The 24,107-nt window shown below is 50.4% G+C and carries 22 protein-coding genes; 15 read left to right on the forward strand and 7 right to left on the reverse strand.

Annotation, left to right across the window (positions count from 1 at the left end; translation table 11 throughout):
• Nucleotides 1-10 precede the first annotated feature (10 nt).
• Nucleotides 11-817, forward strand: coding sequence for a co-chaperone DjlA (gene djlA, locus G535_RS0103610; RefSeq protein ID WP_026860815.1), 807 nt, complete (start codon nt 11-13; stop codon nt 815-817).
• On the opposite strand, the gene G535_RS0103615 is transcribed toward djlA, so the two are convergent.
• Together G535_RS0103615 and G535_RS0103620 are read right to left on the reverse strand one after the other, a co-directional pair.
• Nucleotides 789-1,445 carry a pseudouridine synthase gene (locus G535_RS0103615; protein ID WP_026860816.1) on the reverse strand — a complete coding sequence of 219 codons (657 nt, stop codon included), beginning with the start codon at nt 1,443-1,445 and terminating at the stop codon, nt 789-791. The two genes, djlA and G535_RS0103615, sit on opposite strands and share 29 nt — an antisense overlap.
• Nucleotides 1,442-4,111, reverse strand: coding sequence for a helicase-related protein (locus tag G535_RS0103620; protein WP_034727549.1), 2,670 nt, complete (start codon nt 4,109-4,111; stop codon nt 1,442-1,444). Before G535_RS0103620 ends, G535_RS0103615 begins: the two co-directional genes overlap by 4 nt.
• 158 nt (nt 4,112-4,269) lie before the next feature.
• Between G535_RS0103620 and G535_RS0103625 the strand changes: the two genes are divergently transcribed.
• A complete protein-coding gene (locus G535_RS0103625; RefSeq protein ID WP_026860818.1) occupies nt 4,270-5,655 on the forward strand; it encodes a PhoH family protein in 1,386 nt (461 codons plus the stop codon).
• Between the two features lie 4 nt (nt 5,656-5,659).
• Here G535_RS0103625 and ruvX read toward each other — a convergent pair whose 3' ends face one another.
• The 4 genes from ruvX to G535_RS0103645 are packed head-to-tail and all read right to left on the reverse strand — an operon-like array spanning nt 5,660 to nt 8,368.
• Nucleotides 5,660-6,079: a Holliday junction resolvase RuvX gene (gene ruvX / locus G535_RS0103630; protein ID WP_026860819.1), complete on the reverse strand. Its 420-nt coding sequence runs from the start codon at nt 6,077-6,079 to the stop codon at nt 5,660-5,662.
• Nucleotides 6,076-6,633: a YqgE/AlgH family protein gene (locus G535_RS0103635; protein ID WP_026860820.1), complete on the reverse strand. Its 558-nt coding sequence runs from the start codon at nt 6,631-6,633 to the stop codon at nt 6,076-6,078. The genes ruvX and G535_RS0103635 overlap by 4 nt, the downstream gene beginning before the upstream one ends.
• 15 nt (nt 6,634-6,648) lie before the next feature.
• The gene (gshB, locus tag G535_RS0103640) at nt 6,649-7,593 is read right to left on the reverse strand and encodes a glutathione synthase (RefSeq protein WP_026860821.1); all 945 of its coding nucleotides are present in this window, start codon (nt 7,591-7,593) and stop codon (nt 6,649-6,651) included.
• 10 nt (nt 7,594-7,603) lie between these two features.
• On the reverse strand, nt 7,604-8,368 hold the full coding sequence (locus G535_RS0103645; protein WP_026860822.1) for a 16S rRNA (uracil(1498)-N(3))-methyltransferase: 765 nt from the start codon (nt 8,366-8,368) through the stop codon (nt 7,604-7,606).
• A 52-nt stretch (nt 8,369-8,420) separates the two neighbouring features.
• Between G535_RS0103645 and G535_RS0103650 the strand changes: the two genes are divergently transcribed.
• The 8 genes from G535_RS0103650 (at nt 8,421) to G535_RS0103685 (ending at nt 18,893) form a co-directional block, all read left to right on the forward strand.
• A complete protein-coding gene (locus G535_RS0103650; protein WP_420834814.1) occupies nt 8,421-10,271 on the forward strand; it encodes a M1 family metallopeptidase in 1,851 nt (616 codons plus the stop codon).
• Nucleotides 10,272-10,288: 17 nt separating this feature from the next.
• Nucleotides 10,289-11,344, forward strand: a complete 1,056-nt coding sequence (locus tag G535_RS0103655; RefSeq protein ID WP_026860824.1) for an NAD(P)-dependent alcohol dehydrogenase — start codon at nt 10,289-10,291, stop codon at nt 11,342-11,344.
• Nucleotides 11,345-11,439: 95 nt separating this feature from the next.
• A complete protein-coding gene (metK, locus tag G535_RS0103660; RefSeq protein ID WP_026860825.1) occupies nt 11,440-12,588 on the forward strand; it encodes a methionine adenosyltransferase in 1,149 nt (382 codons plus the stop codon).
• An 81-nt stretch (nt 12,589-12,669) separates the two neighbouring features.
• Nucleotides 12,670-14,679 carry a transketolase gene (tkt, locus tag G535_RS0103665; RefSeq protein ID WP_026860826.1) on the forward strand — a complete coding sequence of 670 codons (2,010 nt, stop codon included), beginning with the start codon at nt 12,670-12,672 and terminating at the stop codon, nt 14,677-14,679.
• A complete protein-coding gene (gene epd, locus G535_RS0103670) occupies nt 14,676-15,713 on the forward strand; it encodes an erythrose-4-phosphate dehydrogenase (protein WP_026860827.1) in 1,038 nt (345 codons plus the stop codon). The genes tkt and epd overlap by 4 nt, the downstream gene beginning before the upstream one ends.
• Nucleotides 15,714-15,729: 16 nt before the next feature.
• On the forward strand, nt 15,730-16,914 hold the full coding sequence (locus G535_RS0103675; RefSeq protein WP_034727553.1) for a phosphoglycerate kinase: 1,185 nt from the start codon (nt 15,730-15,732) through the stop codon (nt 16,912-16,914).
• 36 nt (nt 16,915-16,950) lie between these two features.
• A complete protein-coding gene (gene fba, locus G535_RS0103680; protein ID WP_026860829.1) occupies nt 16,951-18,015 on the forward strand; it encodes a class II fructose-bisphosphate aldolase in 1,065 nt (354 codons plus the stop codon).
• Nucleotides 18,016-18,089: 74 nt separating this feature from the next.
• A complete protein-coding gene (locus G535_RS0103685; protein ID WP_245581314.1) occupies nt 18,090-18,893 on the forward strand; it encodes a DUF481 domain-containing protein in 804 nt (267 codons plus the stop codon).
• A gap of 18 nt (nt 18,894-18,911) precedes the next feature.
• Here G535_RS0103685 and G535_RS0103690 read toward each other — a convergent pair whose 3' ends face one another.
• Nucleotides 18,912-19,682 (reverse strand): TerC family protein, encoded by a 771-nt coding sequence (locus G535_RS0103690; RefSeq protein ID WP_026860831.1) that lies wholly within the window; start codon nt 19,680-19,682, stop codon nt 18,912-18,914.
• Nucleotides 19,683-19,852: 170 nt separating this feature from the next.
• On the opposite strand from G535_RS0103690, the gene G535_RS0103695 reads away from it, so the two are divergent.
• From G535_RS0103695 to G535_RS0103715, 5 genes are all read left to right on the forward strand, one after another.
• Nucleotides 19,853-20,533 carry a TIGR00153 family protein gene (locus tag G535_RS0103695; protein ID WP_026860832.1) on the forward strand — a complete coding sequence of 227 codons (681 nt, stop codon included), beginning with the start codon at nt 19,853-19,855 and terminating at the stop codon, nt 20,531-20,533.
• A 14-nt stretch (nt 20,534-20,547) separates the two neighbouring features.
• On the forward strand, nt 20,548-21,816 hold the full coding sequence (locus tag G535_RS0103700) for an inorganic phosphate transporter (RefSeq protein WP_026860833.1): 1,269 nt from the start codon (nt 20,548-20,550) through the stop codon (nt 21,814-21,816).
• A 135-nt stretch (nt 21,817-21,951) separates the two neighbouring features.
• Nucleotides 21,952-22,494, forward strand: a complete 543-nt coding sequence (locus G535_RS0103705) for an RNA polymerase sigma factor (protein ID WP_026860834.1) — start codon at nt 21,952-21,954, stop codon at nt 22,492-22,494.
• The gene (locus tag G535_RS0103710) at nt 22,491-23,066 is read left to right on the forward strand and encodes a hypothetical protein (protein WP_026860835.1); all 576 of its coding nucleotides are present in this window, start codon (nt 22,491-22,493) and stop codon (nt 23,064-23,066) included. The genes G535_RS0103705 and G535_RS0103710 overlap by 4 nt, the downstream gene beginning before the upstream one ends.
• 4 nt (nt 23,067-23,070) lie before the next feature.
• Entirely contained in the window at nt 23,071-24,012 is a 942-nt protein-coding gene (locus tag G535_RS0103715) for a hypothetical protein (RefSeq protein WP_026860836.1), read from the forward strand.
• Nucleotides 24,013-24,107 lie beyond the last annotated feature (95 nt).

A 24,107-nucleotide genomic window follows, 5' to 3' on the forward strand; every position in this document is an offset into this window, starting at 1 on the left:
AGGAGTGTGGATGATTTGGGGTAAAGTGCTGTGTGGTTTCTTCGGTTTTTTGTTGTTCCGTTGGCCGGGCATTTTTCTAGGCGTGTTGATTGGCCATTGGTTTGATCGCGCCCTACAACAATCAATGCGCCCTGGCGGTGGTGTGCCTCAGGAGCTATTCATCAACACCTTATTTGCGGTGTTAGGGCATCTGGCGAAATCAAAAGGGCGTGTCACCGAGCAAGATATTGACTATGTTTCAGCCTTGATGGCACACCTGAAGCTCTCAGGCGATGCACGAACGCACGCGCAACAGGCGTTTCGTGACGGTAAAAATAGCGATTTTCCATTGGTCAATAAAGTCGCGACCTTCCGTCGGCAAGTGGCATGGCGACGTGACCTACTGCAATTCTTCGTGGAACAAGTGCTTATTTTAGCCTTGCATGATGGCAAGCTCGAACAGGCCGAATATGACGTGCTCCTGCGTATCACTCAAGCCCTTGGTTTCCGTCGCGAACAGCTCGATGTGTGGTTGCAAATGGCCCAAGCAAGTCAACGTTTTCGCAGTGGCCAAAGCAGTGGTGGCTACAGTGGTGCTGGCGCGGGAGCAAGTCGCGCAAGTCAACTTGAAGACGCTTATGCGGTGCTAGGCGTGAGTCGCAATGCATCCTTTGCCGAGGTGAAAAAAGCCTATCGAAAATTGATGGCCAAACATCATCCGGACAAACTGGCGGCACAAGGTCTGCCGCCAGAAATGCGCGAGTCCGCTCAACAAAAGGCGCAAGAGATTCAAGCTGCCTATGAGTTGATTAAAACTCAGCAGGGCAGTGGAAGTTAATCGGCTGCTCGGTGAGCGGATGCAAAAAACCGATTTCTTCGGCGTGCAAAAGTAACCGGGGCGCAGCGGCGAAGGCTGCGTCATCGGCGTAAAACTTGTCGCCCAAAATCGGCGTGCCCAACACTTGCATGTGCACGCGTAACTGGTGCGAGCGACCGGTAATCGGGAATAGCAATACTTCTGAGCTGCCGTGCTGTTGTTGTACCACTTGATAGCGCGTTTGCGCACTGCGCCCCTCAATCAGATCAATCATTTGCCGTGGCCGGTTCGGCCAATCACAACGCATGGCTAAGTCGATCACACCGCGTTGCGCGGGTAACTGACCGGCAACATGCGCGCGATAATACTTCCGCACCACCCGGCGCTCAAACTGGCGTTGTAAATGCGCCTGTGCAGTTTTACTTAAGGCAAACACGATCAATCCTGACGTGGCCATATCAAGACGGTGCACAATGCGGGCCGTGGGGTAGACACGGCATACGCGCGACCAAGCTGAGTCGTAATGTTCTGGCGCTTTGCCTGGCACACTCAATAAGCCTGAAGGTTTATTGATCACCAACAAAGCATCGTCTTGATGAACGATGCTTAAGTAAGGCTCGGTTGGCGGTGCGTAGTGGAGTAGTGTCATGCTGGTAAGTTTACCATCAAACGGACGCTATCCAATTGTAACAGCGGTTGTTGTAGTGCTTGTTCAAGGAGTTGCTGGCGCTCGCGCAAGGCCTCGATTTCGGACTGGCGTACCGCTGGATTACGGGCTTGTAGTTCCGTTAAGCGCTGCTGCGCGCGTTGCATGCTCTGTTGCACGTCAGCGCTGGCGGCCTGAATGCGTTCACGCTGGGCCTGTTCGGCCGGTTGCCAAGCCGCATGAATATGACTTTGTAGCGTTTGGCGTAATTGTTGCAATAAGGCCCGACCTTGCTTTTTATCGACAAACTGTAGTTGTTGATCAAGGGCTTTAGCTGGTACTCGGGCTGTTAAGTCACGACCTTGGCTGTCTAACAGCACCCGAATCGCTTGCTGCGGATAAAACTCGTGGGCCACTAACTCAGCTGGCGCCGTCACTTGACTACTGAACGTCAGTTCAACAAACCAAGCTCCCGCTGGCAAGGCGCGATTTTGCATGAGGGCGACACAAGTCGCCCCAAAGCTGTCACGCGTGAGCAGCTCAAGGGCATGTTGTACTTGTGGGTGATCCCAACTGAGAAACTCGACTTGCTCGTTTTGCAGTGCGTAGTCGCGTGAGAAGGTTACCGTCATACCATCGTCCGGCAACCCCGGTAGGCTTACGCGCATATGCTCGGTTGGGCGCAGCCAACCACTGTCCGCATTAAGCTCGTCATAGTCAACACCAAAGCGCGCCCAGAACTCCTGCATGAAGTCGGCCAAGATGTCGCTGCGCTCACTATCGGCAATCGCGGTCATAATCGCTTGTGCTTGGAGCGGACGAAACGCATTTAACTCTTGCAAGCGATCACGCCCTGCACGGATTTGTTCACGGAGCTCCGCTGCGCGTTCGTGAGTAGCACTTAACAGTGCTTCAAAGCCGAGCTCATCTTGATAGTCACCCGTGAGGTAGGGAGCAAGCTCTTCGGCAAAGGTGTCATATAGCATGGCGCCGACAGCATTTGGCGCACTGAAGGCGTCCATCGCCTCGTACCATTGATACAAGTAATGGTCGCGGCCATCAGGCGTGTAAGGGACATGAATTTGCACCGGTTGTTGTTGACCAATGCGGTCCAAGCGACCGATCCGCTGCTCGAGAACATCCGGGTGCTCCGGTAAATCAAACAACACCAAGTGATGGGCGAATTGGAAGTTACGACCTTCACTGCCAATCTCAGAGCACAGCAGAATCGGACAACCATCTTCCGGGCTGGCGAAAAACTCAGCGGCACGGTCCCGTTCGAGGAGACTCATGCCCTCGTGGAACACCGCCGCGTGAATACCGTGTTGCACACGTAAGTAGTCATGCAGTTCTTGCACGGTAAGCGCCGAATGGCAGATCAAAATCAACTTTTCTTGTTTGTGTTGCTTGAGTAACTCAGTTAACCACTGTGCTTTTTCGGTAAACGCTGGCGCGCTCCCCGGTAAAGGATAAGTTTGGCAATGACGCTCAGGGAAGCCGCCAACGTGCGCACGGCTATTACGGAACATTAACCGCCCAGTGCCGTAGTGATCGAGTAAACGGTCCAGCAATTTCTCCGCCCCGACGTTTGCCAACACTTCGGCCAAGGGCGTGAGCTGTTGGTAGTCGTGTTGTTCCGCGACAAAGGCGTCGAAGTCATAAAAGCGATCTGGGTCGAGCAATTGCAAACGCGCAAAGTGCGCGGCTAAACCAGCCTGCTCTGGGGTTGCGGTAAGCAAGAGCACGCTCGGGATTTGTTCACATAAATGGCGTAGTTGCGCAAATAAATGCGTCTCTGGTACTACCCGATGGGCTTCATCAACAATGAGGAGATCGAAGTCGGCAGCACTTAATTGTTCGAGCCATTGTTGTTCGTCGATCAGACTTTGTGGAATTAAGATCAGTTGCTCGGCGTCAAACACATTGTCGTGTTCTTCAAGGCTGGCGCTACAGCGCTCGCTATCGAATAAGCTGAACGATAAAGCAAAGCGACGTTTGAGTTCGACCAACCATTGATGGCAGAGACTATCTGGCACCATGATGAGGGCACGTTGGCTGCGCCCGGTCATCAGGCGTCGTTGTAAAATCATGCCGGCCTCGATGGTTTTTCCAAGCCCTACTTCGTCAGCGAGCAATAAGCGCGGCTGAAAGCGATCCGCGACGGTATGCGCAATGTAAAGCTGATGGGGCAATAATTGTGCCCGCGCGCCGAGGAGTCCGGCCACCGAGGTTTGTTGCCAGTCGTGCAAGTAACGCAGGGCCCGTTGCCGCAAGCGATACATATCTAAGCGATCGGTTTTGCCGGCTAAGATCCGTGTAAGTGGATGCTGGGTCGCGACTTGTGCGGCTAAATGTGACTCCGGCACCACCACTTGTTCGTCCGTGTCCTCGCGTACGCCTTGGTAGATATAGGCCTGCTGATGTTCTTGTACGGCGGTAACCGTGAACTTCCAACCGTCGGCATGTTGACCGCGCTCATCTTGCAGCAACCGATAGCGCGCGAGCGGCGCCTGTTGTTTGGCGTAGTGGCGCACTTCACCAGTGGCAGGGAACAGCAAGGTTAACATGCGTCCGTCAATTTGGGTGACCACACCCAGCCCTTGTTCTAGCTCTGTTTCACTGAGCCAACGTTGACCGACCGCAAAGTCTTGCAGCTGTTCTTGTGCCATGAAGTTTTCCTCTACTACCAAGCATTCTCGAAAGGGCGCACATGGTAGCGAAATTTTTTTGAATGTTCACACCATTTTCATGAAATCTGCGCTAGTCTTAAATTGCATGGAACGTGAACATAACGATAACAAATCATCTTGGCAGCTTGAGGTCACGCATGACAGAAAAAACGCCGAAATACTATCTGCTCGACACCAATATTCTCCTCCACGAACCGCTCGCCTTCCTCAACTTCGATGAACACCATGTTGTTATCCCGATGGTGGTGCTAGAAGAACTCGACAACATTAAAGACCGCCACAAAGATGTGAGTCGAGAGGCGCGCGTCGCGATTCGTTCTCTTGAAGACGCCCTGAAGGAGGCTAGTCCTGAAGAAATTATTAAAGGGGTGCCGTTAAGCCGCGTACAGGGGGCGCATCAGGCGGAAGGAACACTTGCAATCTTCCCCGACTATCAATTGAAGCAAACGGAGGCGGTACTTAACCTATCTGAAAACGACCATAGGATTATTCAGGCCGCGTTAGAGTTACAAAAAGCTCACGCCGACACAAAAATTGTGTTGGTGACCAAAGACATCAACATGCGCATTAAAGCCAAAGGCGCCGGTGTGAAGTATGTTGAGGACTACCGCACCGACCAATTGATCGATGATATTCGTTTTCTCTCCAAAGGTTTTGTTGAGCTTGAAGGTGACTTCTGGCAACACGTTGGTGAGGTGACAAGCGTCCAAGAAGGGCGAGACACCTTTCATGAAGTTGAGCGTGACGTGCTGCCGACGGTTTTTCGTAATCAGTATCTGATTGATGAAACCGAGCACTTTGCAGCGAAAGTCGTTGGCTACGACAAAGACCATGTGCGTATTCATGACATGGGCTATGAGCGCATGATGGGGTATACCGCGTGGGGCATTCACCCGAAAAACATTTATCAAGCGATGGCGATGAATGCGTTGCTTGACCCAACCATTGATTTAGTGATTTTGACCGGACCTGCTGGCAGCGGCAAGACCCTGCTGGCCTTAGCGACCGCGCTCGATTTGGTGATTGAGCAGGGCATCTACGAAAAGATTATTGTAACGCGTAACACGCCCGAGATTGCTGAGTCGATAGGCTACTTGCCTGGCACCGAAGAAGAAAAAATGGCGCCGTGGCTGGCAGCCATTACCGATTCGCTCGAAGTGCTTCATAAGCATGATGAGAGTATGGACTCAAGCATGAATTACATTATGGATAAGGCCAATATTCAGTTTAAATCGTTGAACTTTATGCGCGGCCGTAGCATTCAAAATGCCATCGTATTGCTCGATGAGTCACAGAACTTAACCGCATCGCAGCTGAAAACCATCATTACCCGCTGTGGTACGGGGACAAAAATTATTTGCTCGGGGAACTTGGCGCAAATTGATAGCTATTACCTGACTGCGGTCACGTCAGGTTTAACCTATATTGTCGAGCGTTTTAAAGACTATCCCGGTAGCGCAACGGTGAATCTCAATGGCGTAGTGCGCAGTAACCTTGCCCAGTACGCCGAGGAAAATTTATAACCCATTAAGTGTCGCTGTGATGACTGAGATAATCTTCGAGGATCAGTTGCGCAGCGGCACTGTCAATTTTGTCTTTGCTGAGTTCACGAAAACCACCACGGGCAAATAACTCTTCTTTTGCCGCAACGGTCGTCAAACGTTCATCTTGCAGCTCCACCGGTAAACCAAAGCGCCCGTGCAAACGGTTGGCAAATTTGCGCGCCAATTGAGTCAGCGGCTGCTCGGTGCCATCCATGTTCAACGGTAGTCCCACCACGATGCGTTGCGGTTGCCATTCTTTGATCAAACGCTCGACCACCTGCCAGTCTGGCTGGCCATCTTTGGCGCGCAGCGCCGCTAGGGGGGAGGCAGTGCCAGTGATGGTCTGGCCTACTGCGACACCAATATTGTGCGTGCCAAAGTCAAAACCGAGAAGTTGGCTCATGCGTGCCCCGCTTCAGGGCCAAGTTGCCATGTTTCAAAGCCAAGTTTTTCCGTTGCGCGTTGCCAAACTTGGTCGCTTGGCGTGTGGAAGAGCAACTCAGGGTCCGCTGGTAAAATCAACCAGCTATTATCGGTGAGCTCTTGCTCTAGTTGGCCAGACTCCCAACCGGCGTAGCCTAGGGTCAGGAGAAAGTCCGCAGGTGCTTGGTTACGCCCCATGGCTTCCAAAATATCTTTTGAGGTGGTGATCATCACATCGTCACTGATCTGCGCAGAGCTACGCCAGCCTTCACTTGGGGCGTGCAAAACAAAACCACGATCACGGGCTAACGGGCCGCCGGCGAAGACTTTTTGCTCAAACATTACGGATTGCTCTGGCACTACAATTTCCAGTTGCTCGAGTACTTTGCCAACATTGAGATCGACGGGATGGTTAATCACCAGTCCCATGGCTCCATCTTGATTATGTTCACAAATGTAAGTTACCGAACGCTGGAAAAAGGGGTCTTCCATGTTCGGCATTGCGATCAAAAAATGATTTTGTAAATTGGTCAGAGCTTCCATAAACCTCTATGCCTTAATTCTTGCCTCGATGGCTTCAAACAGTTTTGCTGCAATATTGATTGAATATGCGGCCTCAATCTCACGCATACAAGTCGGACTGGTGACATTGATTTCTGTAATACGATCGCCAATCACATCAAGGCCCACTAAAAACAGGCCGCGGCGCTTCAATTCAGGTCCGACCCGACGTGCTAATTCCCAGTCACTATCGCTCAGCGGCTGTGGTCGACCACTACCGCCAGCGGCAAGGTTGCCACGGGTTTCACCTGCCGATGGAATGCGGGCAAGGGAGTACGGCATGGGTTCGCCATCGATGATAAGAATACGTTTGTCACCGTCTTTGATGGCCGGCAGATAACGCTGAATCATGGCGAAGCGATTGCCATGATCGGTCAGGGTCTCGATGATGACGCCAAGGTTGCCACCGTCTTCACCAACTCGGAAAATCGAGGCACCACCCATCCCATCGAGCGGCTTTAAGATAATATCGAGATGTTCTTTATGGAAGGCGCGAATTTGCTCGGCACTGCGTGTCACAATGGTCGGCGGTGTGAGATCTGCGAACCAAGCGGTAAAAAGTTTTTCATTACAGTCACGCAAACTTTGCGGTTTGTTGACCACCAAAGCACCGGCTTGCTCGGCCAATTCGAGCATGTAGGTGGCGTACACATATTCGGTGTCAAACGGCGGATCTTTGCGCATCATAATGACATCGAAATCGGCCAATGGCTGACTTTCCACCGCACCGAGGGTGTAGAAGTCTTCAGCTTGATCGACAACGGTAACGCTACGGGCTTGTGCCATTGGCTTGCCATCGACGAGCGACAGATCCTGCATTTCGAGATAAAAGCATTGGTACCCACGCGCTTGCGCTTCAAGTAGCAAGCGAAAACTCGTGTCTTTGTGGGTTTTGACCGTAGCAATCGGGTCCATAATCATGGCTAGTTTCATTACATCTCTCCTAAACTGACACACCGGCAAGGTCACCGAATTGATATTGCACCACACTGAGTGCGGTCAAGGCAGCGGTTTCTGTGCGCAAGACACGCGGGCCGAGGCGGACAGGCTGAAAATCTGCGGTTGCCGCCTGCGCGATTTCGGCGTCGGTCAAACCGCCCTCTGGGCCGATAAGTAACTGGATGTGCGCATTGCTGAGTTGTTGATCACGCAGCGCTTTTGGGGCTTCAGGATCAAGGGTTAAACGCAAGGCTGGTGGCAAATCTTGGAGCCACTGCGCGAGGCTCACAGGCTGATGCACTTGCGGTACATAGCTGCGCCCACTTTGTTCGCAGGCGCTAATGACAATTTTTTGCCACTGTTGTTGTTTTTTCAGCAAACGTTCACCGCTAAGTTTGACGCCACAGCGCTCAGTAAATAGCGGTGTAATCGCGTGCACACCAAGTTCAACAGACTTCTGTAGTACAAAGTCCATCCGATCACCGCGTGAAATCCCTTGGCCAAGATGAATCGCAAGGGGCGACTCACTTGCATTAGCTTCAACGGCTGTAATGGTCACGCGTACATTTTTCTTGCCAGCTTGGGTGATGGTTGCGGGATAATTATTTCCGTCTCCGGTAAACACCACGAGGGCCTGCCCTTCACTCATACGCAGCACGCGGCCGACATGATTGGCGGCTTCGTCGCATAGATCCAGCACTTGACCCACCTGCAACGGCTGGCTTTCTTCATTTTCATGCAAAGGATGATAAATTCGCGGTACTCGCATAACATAATCCTAGATTCAACAATGTCCCCATCTTATCAGAAGGAAACTTGAAATGGCGATAAAGCAACACATGAAGCAATGGTTGTATGCCACGACGGTGGTCGTGTCTGCATCAGCAACAACCAGTGCTTGGGCAGAAGATGCGCATAGTTATGCCAAGCTAGATGAGGTATCCACACCGCATTTAGAACTCGACTTAACCATTGATTTTGACGCCAAGCAATTACGCGGTACGGCGACCTACGATTTATTGCGTCACGGTGACGCTAGCCAACTGCATTTAGATACTCGTGAGCTAAGCATTCAGAAAACCGAGATTTGGGTCGATGGCGCGTGGCAAGAAACGGCGCATCAGCTGGGCGATGAACATGAATCCTTGGGCCAAGAACTCACTATCAGCATTGGTGAGGAAAGCGAAAAAGTACGTATTCACTATGCGACAGCGCCTACGGCAAGCGGCTTGCAATGGTTGACGCCAGAACAAACTAAAAGCAAAAAATTCCCGTTTATGTTTAGTCAATCTCAACCGATTCACGCGCGTAGCTGGATGCCAATCCAAGATACCCCAGCGTTACGTTTGACCTATGATGCCAAGTTGCACACGCCAAAAGGTATGTTGGCAGTGATGAGCGCCAATAATAGTTTAAGTCCTGAGCGGAACGGCGAATACACCTTTAGCATGCCGCAGCCTATTTCCCCTTATTTGATTGCGATTGCTGCTGGTGAACTTGAGGTGAAAAGTATCAGTGACAATGTGGCTGTTTTTGCGGAACCTTACATCATTGACGATGCAGCATGGGAATGGGCCGACACGCCAGCGATGATTGAAGCCACTGAAGCCATGTATGGCCCGTACCGCTGGGATCGTTACGACTTGTTGGTGTTACCGCCGAGCTTTCCATTTGGCGGGATGGAAAACCCGCGGTTGTCGTTTATCACGCCGACCGTAGTCTCTGGTGACCGTACCCTGATTAATCTGATTGCCCATGAGCTCGCCCATTCGTGGTCGGGGAATTTGGTCACCAACGCGAGCTGGCGTGATATGTGGCTGAATGAAGGCTTTACCAGCTATGTTGAGAATCGCATCATGGAAGCCTTGTTTGGTGAGCGTCGTGCGGTCATGGAACAAGCGTTGGGCTATCAAGATTTGCTTGACGATATGTCTCGGTTAGCCCCTAAAGATACCGTCTTGAACATTGAGTTAGGCACCCGTCACCCCGACGATGTGTTCTCGAATGTGCCCTATGTGAAAGGACAACTGTTCTTGATGTACTTGGAAGAAAAGTTTGGCCGTGAAACCTTCGATAGTTTTTTACGTCAGTACTTCGATGACTTTGCGTTTCAGAGTATTTCGACGGCTCAGTTCAAAGAGTACTTAGCGCGGAACCTGTTGGCGAAGCATCCGAACGTGGTGAGTATGGATAAAGTGAACGAATGGATTCACCAGCCAGGCTTGCCTGAAGATGCGCCGAAACCTGCGTCGGACGCCTTTGCACAAGTTGAGAAGCAAATGCAACGCTGGTTGAAAGGTGGTCAGTTGGAGACAGCGGACTGGACGACCCATGAATGGTTGCATTTCATTAACAGTCTACCGTTGGATATTTCGAGCGTGAATATGAAGCGCTTGGATGAGCAGTTCCAGTTTACCCAATCGAGCAACGCAGAAATTGCCCACGCTTGGTTGAAGCTATCCATTACCAAAGATTATGAACCGGCACGGGAACGTTTGCGTAATTATTTGCTTACGATAGGTCGCAATAAATTGGTAAGCCCGCTGTATCGCGAATTGGCGAAAACACCAGAAAACCTCAAGTGGGCTCGCGAGGTTTATCAGCAAGCGAAGCCGGGCTATCACCCGTTGACGCAAACGGTGAATGAAGCCTTACTTTACCCTGAAAAATAATTGAAGGAGCGTAGTTTATGGTACAAGCGATTGGCTACGCCGCACCAGCGGCAGATAAAGAGCTTGAGTACTTTGAATTTGAACGACGCGAACCTACCGCGCACGATGTTGAAATCGATATCGCGTTCTGTGGTGTGTGTCACTCTGATTTGCACCAAGCGCGTAATGAGTGGGGCGGCACGGTCTTTCCGTGCGTCCCGGGTCACGAAATTGTCGGTAAAGTCACGCGTGTGGGGGATAAGGTCACCAAGTTTAAGGTCGGCGACACTGTTGGCGTTGGCTGTATGGTTGATTCTTGCGGCCATTGTCATAGCTGCCATGAAGGTCATGAGCAGTATTGTGATAGCGGCTTGGTGGGCACCTACAACGGCCCCGACAAGCACTCAGGTGGGGTCACTTATGGGGGGTACTCCAATCGCATCACCGTGACCGAAGGCTTCGTCTTAAAAGTCTCTGACAAACTTGATTTGGCCGGTGTCGCACCGCTCTTGTGCGCGGGTATCACCACATACTCACCGTTACGCCATTGGGGTGTGACCAAAGGCACCAAAGTAGGTGTGGTTGGCCTTGGTGGTCTGGGTCATATGGCAGTGAAATTGGCGGCAGCGATGGGCGCTGAAGTGGTGCTGTTCACCACCTCGGCAAGCAAAGTCGATGATGCGAAATGCCTCGGCGCTCAACATGTGGTGATTTCAAAAGATCCTGAGGCGATGGCAGCGTGGCAGAATCAGCTCGACTTCATTTTGAACACCGTTGCAGCGCCACATGACTTAGATGCCTTCCTAAGTTTACTGCGTTTAGACGGTACCATGTGCTTAGTTGGGATTCCGGCTGAACCACATCCGTCCCCTTCTGCGTATAACTTAGTTGCAAAGCGACGTAGTCTCGCCGGCTCGTTGATTGGTGGCATTGCTGAAACGCAAGAAATGTTGGACTTCTGTGCTGAACATGGCATTACCTCTGACATTGAGTTGATTGCGATGGATGATATTAATGAAGCTTATGAGCGTATGCTCAAAGGTGATGTGAAGTATCGCTTTGTGATTGATTTAGCGACGTTAAAACAGAGATAAAGACTTTTAGACGTCTAAATGTGGAAAGTTGGGCATAGTTTCTGTAAACTGTGCCCAACTTTTTAGTCTGGATTCAATTTAGAGACACAAACACTATGGCGAAGCACCTTTTCACTTCTGAATCAGTATCAGAAGGGCATCCTGATAAAATCGCGGACCAGATTTCTGACGCCGTGCTTGACGCAATCTTGGAACAAGATCCGAACGCGCGCGTGGCGTGCGAAACTTACGTTAAAACCGGCATGGTATTGGTCGGTGGTGAAATTACAACGCAAGCTTGGGTTGATATTGAAGAATTAACCCGTAAAACCGTACGCGATATCGGCTATGTTCATTCCGACATGGGCTTTGACGCCGATTCATGTGCAGTATTAAATGCCATCGGTAAGCAATCACCAGATATCAATCAAGGCGTTGATCGGGCAACCCGCGAAGAGCAGGGTGCAGGTGACCAAGGTTTGATGTTTGGTTATGCCTCGAATGAAACCGATGTGCTGATGCCGGCGCCAATTACTTACGCACACCGTTTGGTGCAGCGCCAAGCTGAAGTGCGTAAAAACGGTACGCTACCTTGGTTGCGTCCCGATGCGAAAAGTCAGTTAACTTTTGTCTATGAAGACGGTAAGCCGGTTGCGATTGATGCCGTGGTACTGTCAACGCAGCATGCCGAAGGTATTGGCCAAGCGGATTTGCGTGAAGCTGTCATCGAAACAATCATTAAACCGGTGTTGCCAGAAGAGTGGTTCCCGCAAGATGCTTCACGCATTTTCATTAACCCAACCGGTAAGTTCGTGATCGGCGGACCTATGGGTGACTGTGGTTTGACCGGCCGGAAAATTATCGTTGATACCTATGGTGGTATGGCGCGTCATGGTGGCGGTGCATTCTCGGGTAAAGACCCATCGAAAGTGGATCGTAGCGCGGCTTATGCGGCACGTTATGTGGCGAAAAACTTGGTTGCTGCTGGTTTGGCAGAGCGTTGCGAAATCCAAGTTTCGTATGCGATTGGTGTGGCTGAGCCGACCTCAATTAGTATCGAAACCTTCGGCACCAGCCCATACAGTGAAGCCCAATTGATCGCCTTGGTACGCAAGCATTTTGACCTACGTCCGTATGGCTTAATTCAAATGCTTGATCTTGAGCGTCCTATCTATTTACAAACGGCAGCCTACGGCCACTTCGGTCGTGACGAGCTACCGTGGGAAAAAACCGACAAAGCAGAAGCGCTTCGCGCCGACATCTGATTTGCTTAGAAGCCCCGAATTGTGGAGAATACGCGCACCAAGTGAGCAATTTTCTCAAGCAGCAATTCGGGGTTTTCCGTTATGACGACAGTTTCTGAGCGCAAGCATCTCGCCAACGCTATCCGCGCCTTAAGTATGGACGCGGTTCAACAAGCCAACTCAGGCCACCCAGGTGCGCCTATGGGGATGGCAGACATTGCCGAAGTTCTTTGGCGTGATTATTTGAAGCACAACCCAACGAATCCAGACTGGGCAGATCGTGACCGTTTCGTGTTGTCGAACGGCCATGGCTCAATGCTCATCTATTCATTGCTGCATCTTACGGGTTATGCGCTCACTATTGATGATTTGAAAAACTTCCGTCAGCTGCATTCAAAAACCCCGGGCCACCCGGAATATGGTTATGCCCCAGGTATTGAAACCACTACAGGGCCGCTTGGCCAAGGTATTTCAAACGCTGTGGGTATGGCACTTGCGGAAAAGGTACTGGCGGCACAATTTAACCGTCCAGCACACGAGATTGTCGACCATTACACCTACACTTTCCTTGGCGACGGTTGCTTGATGGAAGGTATCTCCCATGAAGTCTGTTCATTGGCCGGTACGCTTGGCTTAGGTAAGTTGATCGCCTTTTACGATGATAACGGTATCTCGATTGATGGTGAGGTTGAAGGTTGGTTTACCGATGACACCGTACAACGTTTCAAAGCGTACGGCTGGCATGTGGTTGCGGATGTTGATGGTCACGATGCTGGCGCCATTGCACAAGCCATTGATGCCGCCCGTGCCGAAACCCAACGCCCAACCCTGATTATTTGTAAAACCGTGATTGGCTTTGGTTCGCCAAACAAGCAAGGTACTGAGAGTTGCCACGGCGCGCCACTGGGTGCGGATGAAATTGCTGCAACACGCGAGCAACTTGGCTGGAACTATGGTGCCTTTGAGATCCCTGATGATGTTTATCAAGCGTGGTCAGGCAAAGAAAAAGGCGCAAGTGCTGAAGCTGCTTGGGACGAAAAATTCGCAGCCTATGCCAAAGCCTTCCCAGAGCTAGCGGCTGAACTGAAGCGCCGCTTGCAGGGCGATTTACCGGCAGATTTTGCTGCGCATGCTCAAGCGTACATTGAAGAATTGCAAGCCAACCCAGCAGATATTGCTAGTCGTAAGGCATCACAGAATGCACTGAACGCTTTTGCTCCAAAGTTGCCTGAATTGCTTGGCGGTTCTGCGGACCTAGCGGGGTCTAACTTGACCTTGTGGAGTGGCGCGAAAGGCGTAACGGCTGACGATGCGAGCGGTAACTATGTCTATTACGGCGTCCGCGAGTTCGGTATGTCAGCCATTATGAACGGTGTGGCGTTGCATGGTGGCTTAGTGCCTTACGGCGCGACCTTCTTAATGTTTATGGAATACGCGCGCAACGCAGTTCGCATGGCGGCGTTAATGAAGCAGCGTAGTATTTTCGTTTACACCCATGATTCGATTGGCTTGGGTGAAGATGGGCCGACGCACCAGCCGGTAGAGCAATTGGCGAGCTTGCGCATGACGCCAAACATGAGCACCTGGCGTCCATGTGACCAAGTTGAGTCTGCGGTGGCGTGGAAAGCTGCGCTGGAGCGCAACAATGGCCCAACGGCGTTAATTTTCAGCCGCCAAGGATTGCCGCAACAACGTCGTGACGCTGAGCAATTAGCGAATGTCGCTCGCGGTGCATACGTGTTACTTGATAGCGCTGAGCAGCCAGAACTAATTCTGATTGCCACCGGTTCGGAAGTCGGGCTTGCGATGGATGCAGCACAGCAATTACAAGCACAAGGTAAACAGGTACGCGTCGTGTCCATGCCAGCAACAGATGTATTTGATGCGCAACCACAAAGCTATCGTGAGCAAGTCTTGCCAAGTGCAGTAAGCAAGCGTATCGCCATCGAAGCCGGCATCGCGGATTACTGGTACAAGTACGTTGGCCTTAACGGTCGCGTGATTGGCATGACCAGCTTTGGTGAGTCTGCCCCAGCAAATGAATTATTTAAGTTCTTTGGCTTCACGGTCGAAAACATCGTGAATGCTGCTGAGGAGTTATTGAGCGAATGACAGTAAAACGGGCGCGAATTGCACTGAATGGGTTCGGCCGTATTGGGCGTAGCGTGTTACGCGCACTTTACGAGCGTGGCTACCGACAACAGATTGAAGTTGTCGCTATCAATGAACTCGCGCCTGTTGCTGCTATGGCTCATTTGTTGAAATACGATACCAGTCACGGGCGCTTCCAACTGCCCGTGACCACCTCTGGTGAACATCAATTAAACGTTGGTGATGACGCTATTGCGATCTCGGCTGTGGCTGAAGTGAGCCAATTGGACTGGCAACAACTTGGGGTAGATTTAGTGCTCGATTGCACGGGCATCCATGGTACCCGTGAGGATGGCGCGCACTATCACGCGCTGGGCATTCCACAGGTATTATTTTCTCACCCGGGTGCACCTGACGTCGACTTTACCGCGATTTATGGGGTAAATACCGACCAGTTGAGTGCGCAGCATCAGATTGTTTCAAACGGGTCGTGCACCACCAATTGCAGCGTGCCGGTGTTGAAAGTATTGGACGATGCCTTTGGTATTCAAAGCGGCGCGATCACTACCATTCACGCGGCGATGAATGATCAACAGGTGATTGATGCCTATCATCAAGACCCACGGTTGGCGCGCTCAGCAGGGCGTTCAATTATTCCAGTGGATACCCGGTTGGCACGTGGGATCGAACGTATCATGCCGCATTTTGCCGGTAAGTTTGAAGCGATTCAGGTGCGGGTGCCCACCACCAACGTTACCGCGATGGATTTAAGCGTAACGGTGCGCGAAGAAGTTGATGTCGCAGCGGTGAATGCTGCACTTAGCCATGCTGCCCGCGGGCCTATGGCAAAGGTACTGGGCTATACCAACGAGCCGCTGGTATCGATTGATTTCAACCATGATCCCCGCTCAAGTATTGTAGATGGCACACAAACACGTGTTGCCGACAAACATTTAATAAAAGTGCTGTGCTGGTGTGACAATGAGTGGGGGTTTGCGAATCGCATGCTCGATACCGCTCAAGTGATGCTAGCCAGACAGCACGCTGCCGATTAACGAAGAGGAAGCCACGATGTCCAATGTAATTACGATGGATGATCTCGATTTAGAAGGCTTGCGGGTGCTTATCCGTGAAGATCTTAACGTGCCTGTAAAAGATGGCAAAGTTACTTCTGACGCTCGGATCAAAGCAGCCATTCCAACCTTGCAACGTGCTTTAGAGGGCGGCGCCAAGGTGATGGTGATGTCGCACTTAGGGCGTCCTGAAGAAGGCGTTTATGACGCACAGTTTTCATTGCAGCCGGTCGTTGACTATTTAAATGACGCACTTTCGGTACCTGTACGTCTGGTCAAAGACTACCTTGATGGCGTCGATGTCGCCGCCGGTGAAGTGGTGGTATTTGAAAACGTGCGCTTTAACGAGGGCGAAAAGAAAAACGATGACGCGCTGGCGCAACAGTTAGCTGCCCTATGTGATGTCTTTGTGATGGACGCCTTTGGCACTGCACACCGTGCTCAAGCATCAACGCATGGCGTGGCCAAGTATGCGGACGTGGCTTGCGCAGGCCCGCTGCTAGCGGCTGAGCTAGACGCGTTAGGTAAAGCCTTAGCCAACCCAGCGCGACCTTTGGTAGCCATTGTTGGTGGCTCTAAAGTGTCGACCAAATTGACCGTGTTAGACGCATTGTCTGGCGTTGTGGATCAGCTCATCGTCGGCGGTGGCATTGCGAATACCTTTATTGCCGCAGCAGGGCATAACGTCGGTAAATCGTTGTATGAAGCAGACCTGACGGACGAGGCACAACGCTTGGTCCAAGCGGCACAAGCGAAAGGCGGTGATATCCCGGTGCCGACGGACGTGGTCACAGGTAAAGAGTTCAGCGCAACCGCTGTGGCGCAAACCAAAGCTGTCGATGCGATTGCCGCCGACGACATGGTGTTCGACATTGGCCCAGATACTGCTGCTACGTTTGCAAAGATCTTGCAAAATGCTGGCACCATTGTATGGAATGGACCTGTTGGCGTGTTTGAATTTGATCAGTTCGGTGCTGGCACCGAGGCCTTGGCGAACGCGATTGCGAACAGCTCGGCTTTCTCAATTGCCGGCGGTGGCGACACCCTTGCTGCCATTGACAAGTATGGTATCGCTGACAAGATCAGTTATATTTCTACCGGTGGCGGCGCTTTCTTAGAGTTTTTAGAAGGCAAACAACTTCCCGCAGTCGCGATTCTGGAAGAACGCGCAGAGAACGGTTAACGCCGTTCATAACGACACATTATCAGGAGATAAATTATGGCTTTAGTTTCATTACGCCAACTACTCGATCACGCCGCCGAGCACGGTTACGGCGTACCTGCGTTCAACGTTAACAACCTTGAACAAATGCGCGCCATTATGGAAGCTGCGGATGCAACCGATAGTCCAGTTATCGTGCAAGCCTCTGCGGGTGCACGGAGTTATGCAGGAGCGCCGTTCTTACGTCACTTGATTCTAGCTGCGATCGAAGAGTGGCCACATATTCCTGTGGTGATGCACCAAGATCACGGTACATCTCCGGCTGTTTGTCAGCGCTCAATCCAGTTGGGTTTTAGCTCAGTGATGATGGATGGCTCGTTGAAAGATGATGGCAAAACCCCTGCGGACTACGATTACAACGTACGTGTGACCCAACAAGCAGTAGCCATGGCACACGCCTGTGGTGTTTCGGTCGAGGGTGAGTTGGGCGTACTTGGCTCACTGGAAACCGGTGAAGCTGGTGAAGAAGACGGCGTTGGTGCTGAAGGTAAGCTTACCCACGACCAATTGTTAACTGATCCAGAAGAAGCTGCGGATTTCGTTAAAGCAACCAACGTTGATGCGCTCGCGATTGCCTGTGGTACTTCTCACGGTGCGTACAAGTTCAGCCGTCCACCAACAGGTGACATTTTGGCGATTGATCGCATTAAAGAAATCCACAAGCGTATTCCAACAACCCACTTGGTGATGCACGGTTCTTCGTCAGTTCCGCAAGAGTGGTTGAAAGTGATCAACGAGTTCGGCGGAGAAATCCCTGAGACTTACGGTGTACCCGTGGAGCAAATTGCAGAAGGTATCAAGCACGGTGTACGTAAAGTAAATATCGACACTGATTTGCGTTTAGCCTCTACCGGTGCGATTCGTCGTCATTTAGCAGCGAATCCAGCAAACTTTGACCCGCGTAAGTTCTTACAAGCATCAACGCAAGCCATGTATGACATTTGTAAAGCACGCTATGAAGCATTTGGTTGTGCTGGTCAGGCGCACAAAATCAAACCGATTTCACTCGAAGAAATGTTCAAGCGCTACGAAAAGGGCGAATTAGACGCTAAAGTGAACTAAATCGGGGTTCTTTTTTGCAGTCCTACCGCGTTATACTAAAAAAAGGTAGGACTGCAAATGCATACGAGGTAGCTGTGAATTTTAAAAAATCTTTGACAACGTTAGCCCTTCTAACGGTTGTAACGGGCGCACCAGTCGCCAGTGCGCAAGCATCAATCTTTATGTTTGACGATGCGAGCGACCTGAATACGGAAGAGAAAAAAGACTGGGACGCATCTGCTGAACTCGGTTTACTCTTTACCTCGGGTAATACCAAAACAGAAACATACAAAACCAAACTGAAAGCCTCGCGTGACTACGAAAACTGGCGTCACAAAGGCATGATCGATTATTACCGTTCAAAACAAGAAGACCAAGATACTGGTGAGACTGAAGTCACTGGTGATAAGTTCTTCGTCTCGGGTCAGTCCAACTACCGTTTTGAGCCAGACAGTCGTTCATCATTGTTTGTGTTTGGTTCGTATGAAGAAAACAAATTTAGTGGTTACGAGTACCAGGGTACTGTCGCTGTAGGTTATGGTGCACGTTATAGCTACAGTGAAAGCCTTTATGCCGATTATGAAATCGGTCCGGGTTACTCGGTGAACAAACCAATCGTTAACGGCATCGTGCAAGAGCAAGAAAACAGCACGATTTTACGTTTAGCGGGTAACTTGGTTTGGGACATTACCAAGAACTCGAAGTTTAACGCTTTGGCGTCTACTGAAATCGGTGATGACAACACGAAATCACGTGCTGAAGTTTCGATTTCTGCAAACGTGAACAGTTCATTAGCACTGAAATTCTCAGTGGCTGCGAACCATAACTCGTATCTTGAAGATGCGAGCAAAGAAAAACTCGACACTGAAACTGCGGTGACCTTGGTCTACAGCTTCTAAGTATCGAGCGTTTTAGGGTTATTCAGAGCGGGTGGCTGAAGGTTCTTCGGTCATCCGCTTTTTCAATTGTACAGGGCGGTTTTGCGCTCGCTTACGTACGCGGATGTTGAGCAACTCGACCAACAACGAGAACGCCATCGCGAAGTACACGTAACCTTTAGGGACGTGGAAACCTAAACCTTCGCCCATTAGGGTAAAGCCAATCAAGATCAAAAAACTCAACGCCAACATTTTGATGGTTGGGTGCCGGTCAACAAAATCACCAATGGCTTTGGCGGCCAGCATCATCACTAATACTGCAATGACCACGGCAATTATCATTACCGCAACATAATCCACCAGGCCGACCGCGGTGATCACCGAATCGAGGGAAAAGACAATATCGATGACCGCAATTTGCGCAATGATGGCGCCAAAGGTCGCCACTTTACCACTGCTGTGATGCTCTTCTACGCCCTCTAAACTATGGTGAATTTCCAAGGTACTTTTACCAAGGAGAAATAAGCCACCAAAAAAGAGAATGAGGTCGCGTCCGGAAAAGGAAAAATCAAACACCGAGAACAGTGGTTCCGTGAGCCCCATCACCCAAACAATACTAAGCAGCAAGAGGATGCGCATGCCCATTGCCAATAACAGTCCAAGTTGACGTGCTTTATGGCGTTGGTGGGCTGGTAATCGGCCGACGAGGATAGAAATAAAGATGATGTTGTCGATGCCAAGCACGACTTCGAGCGCGGTGAGAGTTGCGAGTGCGATCCACGCTTCAGGTAAAAAGATCCATTCAAACATATCGGTTGCACTTACTTTGTCATAGTATTGAATTACAATAAACCTGTTATTTCGCAAAAACAATGCGGAATAAGTCTTTGCGTGCGGCAAGCATTTTGGCTAGTATGCGCGCACCTCCTCTTGTGGGGGGAACACGATGATTCTAATAGCAGCAACAAAGGCGAACTTTTATGTCTGCAAACTCGTTTCTTGGTGTATTTGCGAAGTCACCGATCAAACCAATGATCGAGCACATTGATCAAGTGCATGACTGTGCAATGACATTAAAACCCTTCTTTCAGGCAGTTTATGCCGGTGATTGGGAAGCAGCTGACGAACATCGCATTGCGATTGTTGAAAAAGAGAAAGCTGCGGATGACCTCAAACGGGAAATCCGTCTCAACTTGCCTGGTGGCCTGTTCATGCCAGTAGAGCGTACCGATTTGCTTGAACTGGTGTCTCAGCAAGACCGTATTGCGAACAAAGCGAAAGATATTTCTGGACTGGTGACTGGGCGAGAGCTCGCAATTCCGAAAGAAATGGTCGAAGGCTTTGATGCGTACCTTTCACGTTGCCTTGATGCAACGGACAAAGCCAAACAAACCATTGGTGAGTTTGATGACTTACTCGAAGTTGGCTTTAAAGGGCGTGAACGCCGCATTGTTGACAGTCTGATTTCAGAGTTGGACTGTATTGAAAAAGATACGGATGCATTGCAAGTAAAACTTCGTCGTCAATTACGTACGATGGAGCAGGATATGAATCCATTGGATGCAATGTTTTTGTACAAAATCCTTGATTGGGTCGGTGATCTCGCGGACCTAGCCGAGCGCGTGGGCGCACGTTTTGAGCTCATGCTTGCACGAGTCTAAGGTCGGAGAACACAATGGATATTATTTCTACCTATAATCTCACGCTGATCCTAATGGCTGCAGCGTTTGCCTTTTTTATGGCTTGGGGTATCGGTGCAAATGACGTCGCGAATGCGATGGGTACGTCAGTTGGCTCGAAAGCACTGACCATTAAACAAGCAATCGTTGTTGCAATGATTTTCGAGTTTGCTGGTGCTTATCTTGCTGGTGGTGAAGTTACCTCAACCATTCGTAAAGGTATTATTGATTCGGCGTATTTTGTTAACGCCCCTGAATTGCTGGTATTCGGGATGATTGGAGCACTATTGGCGGCTGGTTTCTGGCTGTTGATTGCTTCTTATCTGGGTTGGCCGGTGTCAACGACACACTCTATTATTGGTGCGATCGTTGGTTTTGCTGCGGTGGGCGTGAGCCCTGATGCGGTGGAGTGGTCAAAAGTCCTAGGTATTGTTGGCAGCTGGGTTATCACCCCGATGATAGCGGGTTTGATTGCGTACTTTATTTTTATTAGCGCGCAAAAGCTCATTTTTGATCAAGAAAATCCGTTAGCTATGGCCAAGCGTTATGTGCCGTTTTATATGGCATTGACGGGTCTTGTGATTGCTTTGGTCACCATTAAGAAAGGCTTGAAGCACGTTGGCTTAACCTTCTCAACCGCGGAAGGCCTATTGTTGGCGGTTGCTGTTGCAGCAGTTGTGTTTGTCATCGGTAAGGTGATGATTGGTCGTTTGAAGTTTGACCCATCAGCGGACAAAGACATGCACTACACCAACGTGGAAAAAGTTTTCGCCGTATTGATGGTGGTTACCGCCTGTGCGATGGCATTTGCCCATGGTTCCAACGATGTTGCTAACGCGATTGGACCATTAGCGGCAGTGGTGAGCGTTGTTCAAAGTGGTGGTGAGATCTCTAGTAAAGCTCAATTGGCCTGGTGGGTATTGCCTGTCGGTGCGATTGGTATTGTCTTGGGTCTTGCCATGCTGGGTAAACGCGTTATCGCGACCATTGGTAAAGGGATTACTCACCTAACACCAAGCCGTGGTTTTGCGGCAGAGCTTGCTGCTGCGACAACGGTTGTTATCGCATCAGGTACTGGCTTACCTATTTCAACCACACAAACCCTTGTTGGTGCTGTGTTAGGTGTTGGGATGGCGCGCGGTATTGCTGCACTGAATCTTGGTGTGGTGCGTAACATCGTGGTTTCTTGGGTGGTCACCTTACCTGCAGGTGCCATCATGTCGATCATCTTCTTCTTTATCTTGAAGGCGGCGTTTGGCGTTTAAACCATTTTGATAGATAGTAAAAAGGCGACTTCGGTCGCCTTTTTTTGTGCCTGAAGAAAAATAAATGCGTGGTGGTGACAACTTTTCTACCCGCTATCCCGACTACAGTAGCAAAGAACAAAGGGAAGCCAAATTGTGTTTGCACCTTCGGATGAAAAACTGGTTCGCCGAGCCATAGATAATAATCGCCAAGCTTGGCTCCACCTCGTAAAGCGTTACGAGGGGCTGGTCTACAACTATGCGCTGCGGATGAGCGGGAATCGTGACGATGCGCTCGATTTGATGCAAGACGTGTTCTTGTCATTGTTTCGAAACTTGGCCAGTTGGCGGGGCGAGAGTTCGTTTAAGAACTGGCTGATGAAGATTGCTCATTACCGCTGTATCGAACATTTTCGCAGCCGCCGTAATTTTGCTGATGAACATGATTTCGACCAGCAAGAAAGCCACTTGGATTGGCATGACCCGGAAGCGGTGTATCAGGGCCAGCAACGGACGCAGCAATTGGTGCAAGCCATGCAAGCATTGCCGCTCGAGCAACGGCTGGTGGTGGAGTTGAAGTTTTTTCAGCACCTTCGATTAAAAGATATTAGTGAACAACTTGAAGTACCGTTGAATACGGTGAAGTCACGCTTGTACAAAGCAGTCGAACGGTTACAGCAGTTGGTGGAGGAGTTATGAGCGAGTCACGTGATTTTGAAAAGTGGTTGCAAGCAACCGCAGATGCGACGCAAGCAGAGCCGGTGCCACATTGGCCTCGTGAAGCAACTTTCCGTGAGAGTACGGTGCGGCAACGTCGTTGGTGGCAGCAGTCCTGGTTATCGGTTGCTTCGCTCGCCTGCTCAGCGTTAGCTGTGATGGCAGTAGTGACGCAGTTGCAAGTACAGGTCACTGACCAAGGCTTTAATGTGCACTTTGGTGGCACGCTTACCGAGCAGCAATTGCAACAAGCTGTTGCTGCGCAAATGGCCGACTATGGGGCTGCACAAAAAGTCCAGTTTGCCGATTATGCCGCCAATTTACGTAAAGATTTTCGTGACGACATTGCCGCTGCCAATCAGCAATTGGTGAGTTATGTGTTGGCCACCAATCGGACCGAGCGGCAAGAAGATATGGAAGATTTAATTCGTTACGTGAATGCGCAACGTGAAGACGACCAAGTGTATTTTGAACATCAACTGTCGCAAGTCACCGGACAATTGATTGAGCAGACCGATTTGGGTGGTTACCCGAACTATGAGACCAAGGAGTAAGACCATGCGGACTTTAATGACCTTATCAGCAGTAGCATTGGCACTCGTTGCTGCGACGACGGCGCATGCTGACGAAAAACAACGCAGTGAATTGCGTAAGCAGTTAGAAGTAATGAACAGTATTTTTACCACCACCTTGGCACAGCAGCAGGGCGAGGCTCAACGCGGGCGGATGTATCATGAGCGTTTGCATTATGATTACTTGGCCGGACAAGGTGTGGTGTATCGTATGCGCGTCGATAACCCTACAATTATGTTCTTTGGTGAGCGGGTTTCTTTTCCTGATGTACCACTACCACCGGAATTCGATGAGCATGCGGTGATGGACATCGAATTTGAAGTCAGCGAAGCGCTCGCTGAAGCCGAAAGTGAACTCGCACAAATTGAAATTTTATCGGATTCGGTAGAGATGACTGAAAGTACCACGGTATTTTCTGGCGACGGCGAAATTCGCATCGTTCGTGAAGTCTCTGATGACGTGCGTGAAAGTGCGCGTGAAATGCGCGAGCTACGCCGGAAAGAGCGTGATCTGAAGTTGGCCGAACGGAATGCTGAAGCCGCAGAGTCTGAGAAAGTTAAAGCTGAATTGAAAGCGGTACAAGAAGAACTTAAAGCTCGCGAAAAAGCTTATAAGGAAGCGCGTGAAGAGCTCAAAGCAGCGCGGGAAGAGTTACGCGATAAAGCCGATGAGCGGCGTGCCAAACGTGCCGAAAAACGTGCCGAGCAGGTGAAGGTCTATGAACAGACCATCGCGCAAACTTTGTGTGACTATGGCCAAACCTTGCGGGCGTTACCGAATGGCGAGCATGTCAGCTTTATTTTAGAAGGCGCGGGCGATAAGGAGAATGGTGGTTCAGATAAGATTTATGTGTTCACCAAACGTCAGTTGCAAAAATGTGATCAACCAAGTGATCTGTTAGGGCAAGCGGTAACGTATAGCTATTAACCAATTGAATCCCTGAAAGTTGGTTGTCAGTTTTCAGCACGCCGCTTGGCGTGCTTTTTTTTGCCCTGCAAAAAAGGTAAAGTAGCGCCCACAAA

The organism is Pseudidiomarina sediminum DSM 21906, from assembly GCF_000423165.1.
In the GTDB taxonomy this organism is placed as follows: Bacteria; Pseudomonadota; Gammaproteobacteria; order Enterobacterales; family Alteromonadaceae; genus Pseudidiomarina; species Pseudidiomarina sediminum.

Excerpts from the sequence above, each read along its gene's own strand:
- djlA (WP_026860815.1), top strand. The coding sequence starts at position 11 with ATGATTTGGGGTAAAGTGCTGTGTGGTTTCTTCGGTTTTTTGTTGTTC.
- G535_RS0103615 (WP_026860816.1), bottom strand. The coding sequence starts at position 1,445 with ATGACACTACTCCACTACGCACCGCCAACCGAGCCTTACTTAAGCATC.
- G535_RS0103620 (WP_034727549.1), bottom strand. The coding sequence starts at position 4,111 with ATGGCACAAGAACAGCTGCAAGACTTTGCGGTCGGTCAACGTTGGCTC.
- G535_RS0103625 (WP_026860818.1), top strand. The coding sequence starts at position 4,270 with ATGACAGAAAAAACGCCGAAATACTATCTGCTCGACACCAATATTCTC.
- ruvX (WP_026860819.1), bottom strand. The coding sequence starts at position 6,079 with ATGAGCCAACTTCTCGGTTTTGACTTTGGCACGCACAATATTGGTGTC.
- gshB (WP_026860821.1), bottom strand. The coding sequence starts at position 7,593 with ATGAAACTAGCCATGATTATGGACCCGATTGCTACGGTCAAAACCCAC.
- G535_RS0103645 (WP_026860822.1), bottom strand. The coding sequence starts at position 8,368 with ATGCGAGTACCGCGAATTTATCATCCTTTGCATGAAAATGAAGAAAGC.
- G535_RS0103650 (WP_420834814.1), top strand. The coding sequence starts at position 8,421 with ATGGCGATAAAGCAACACATGAAGCAATGGTTGTATGCCACGACGGTG.
- G535_RS0103655 (WP_026860824.1), top strand. The coding sequence starts at position 10,289 with ATGGTACAAGCGATTGGCTACGCCGCACCAGCGGCAGATAAAGAGCTT.
- metK (WP_026860825.1), top strand. The coding sequence starts at position 11,440 with ATGGCGAAGCACCTTTTCACTTCTGAATCAGTATCAGAAGGGCATCCT.
- tkt (WP_026860826.1), top strand. The coding sequence starts at position 12,670 with ATGACGACAGTTTCTGAGCGCAAGCATCTCGCCAACGCTATCCGCGCC.
- epd (WP_026860827.1), top strand. The coding sequence starts at position 14,676 with ATGACAGTAAAACGGGCGCGAATTGCACTGAATGGGTTCGGCCGTATT.
- G535_RS0103675 (WP_034727553.1), top strand. The coding sequence starts at position 15,730 with ATGTCCAATGTAATTACGATGGATGATCTCGATTTAGAAGGCTTGCGG.
- fba (WP_026860829.1), top strand. The coding sequence starts at position 16,951 with ATGGCTTTAGTTTCATTACGCCAACTACTCGATCACGCCGCCGAGCAC.
- G535_RS0103690 (WP_026860831.1), bottom strand. The coding sequence starts at position 19,682 with ATGTTTGAATGGATCTTTTTACCTGAAGCGTGGATCGCACTCGCAACT.
- G535_RS0103695 (WP_026860832.1), top strand. The coding sequence starts at position 19,853 with ATGTCTGCAAACTCGTTTCTTGGTGTATTTGCGAAGTCACCGATCAAA.
- G535_RS0103700 (WP_026860833.1), top strand. The coding sequence starts at position 20,548 with ATGGATATTATTTCTACCTATAATCTCACGCTGATCCTAATGGCTGCA.
- G535_RS0103710 (WP_026860835.1), top strand. The coding sequence starts at position 22,491 with ATGAGCGAGTCACGTGATTTTGAAAAGTGGTTGCAAGCAACCGCAGAT.
- G535_RS0103715 (WP_026860836.1), top strand. The coding sequence starts at position 23,071 with ATGCGGACTTTAATGACCTTATCAGCAGTAGCATTGGCACTCGTTGCT.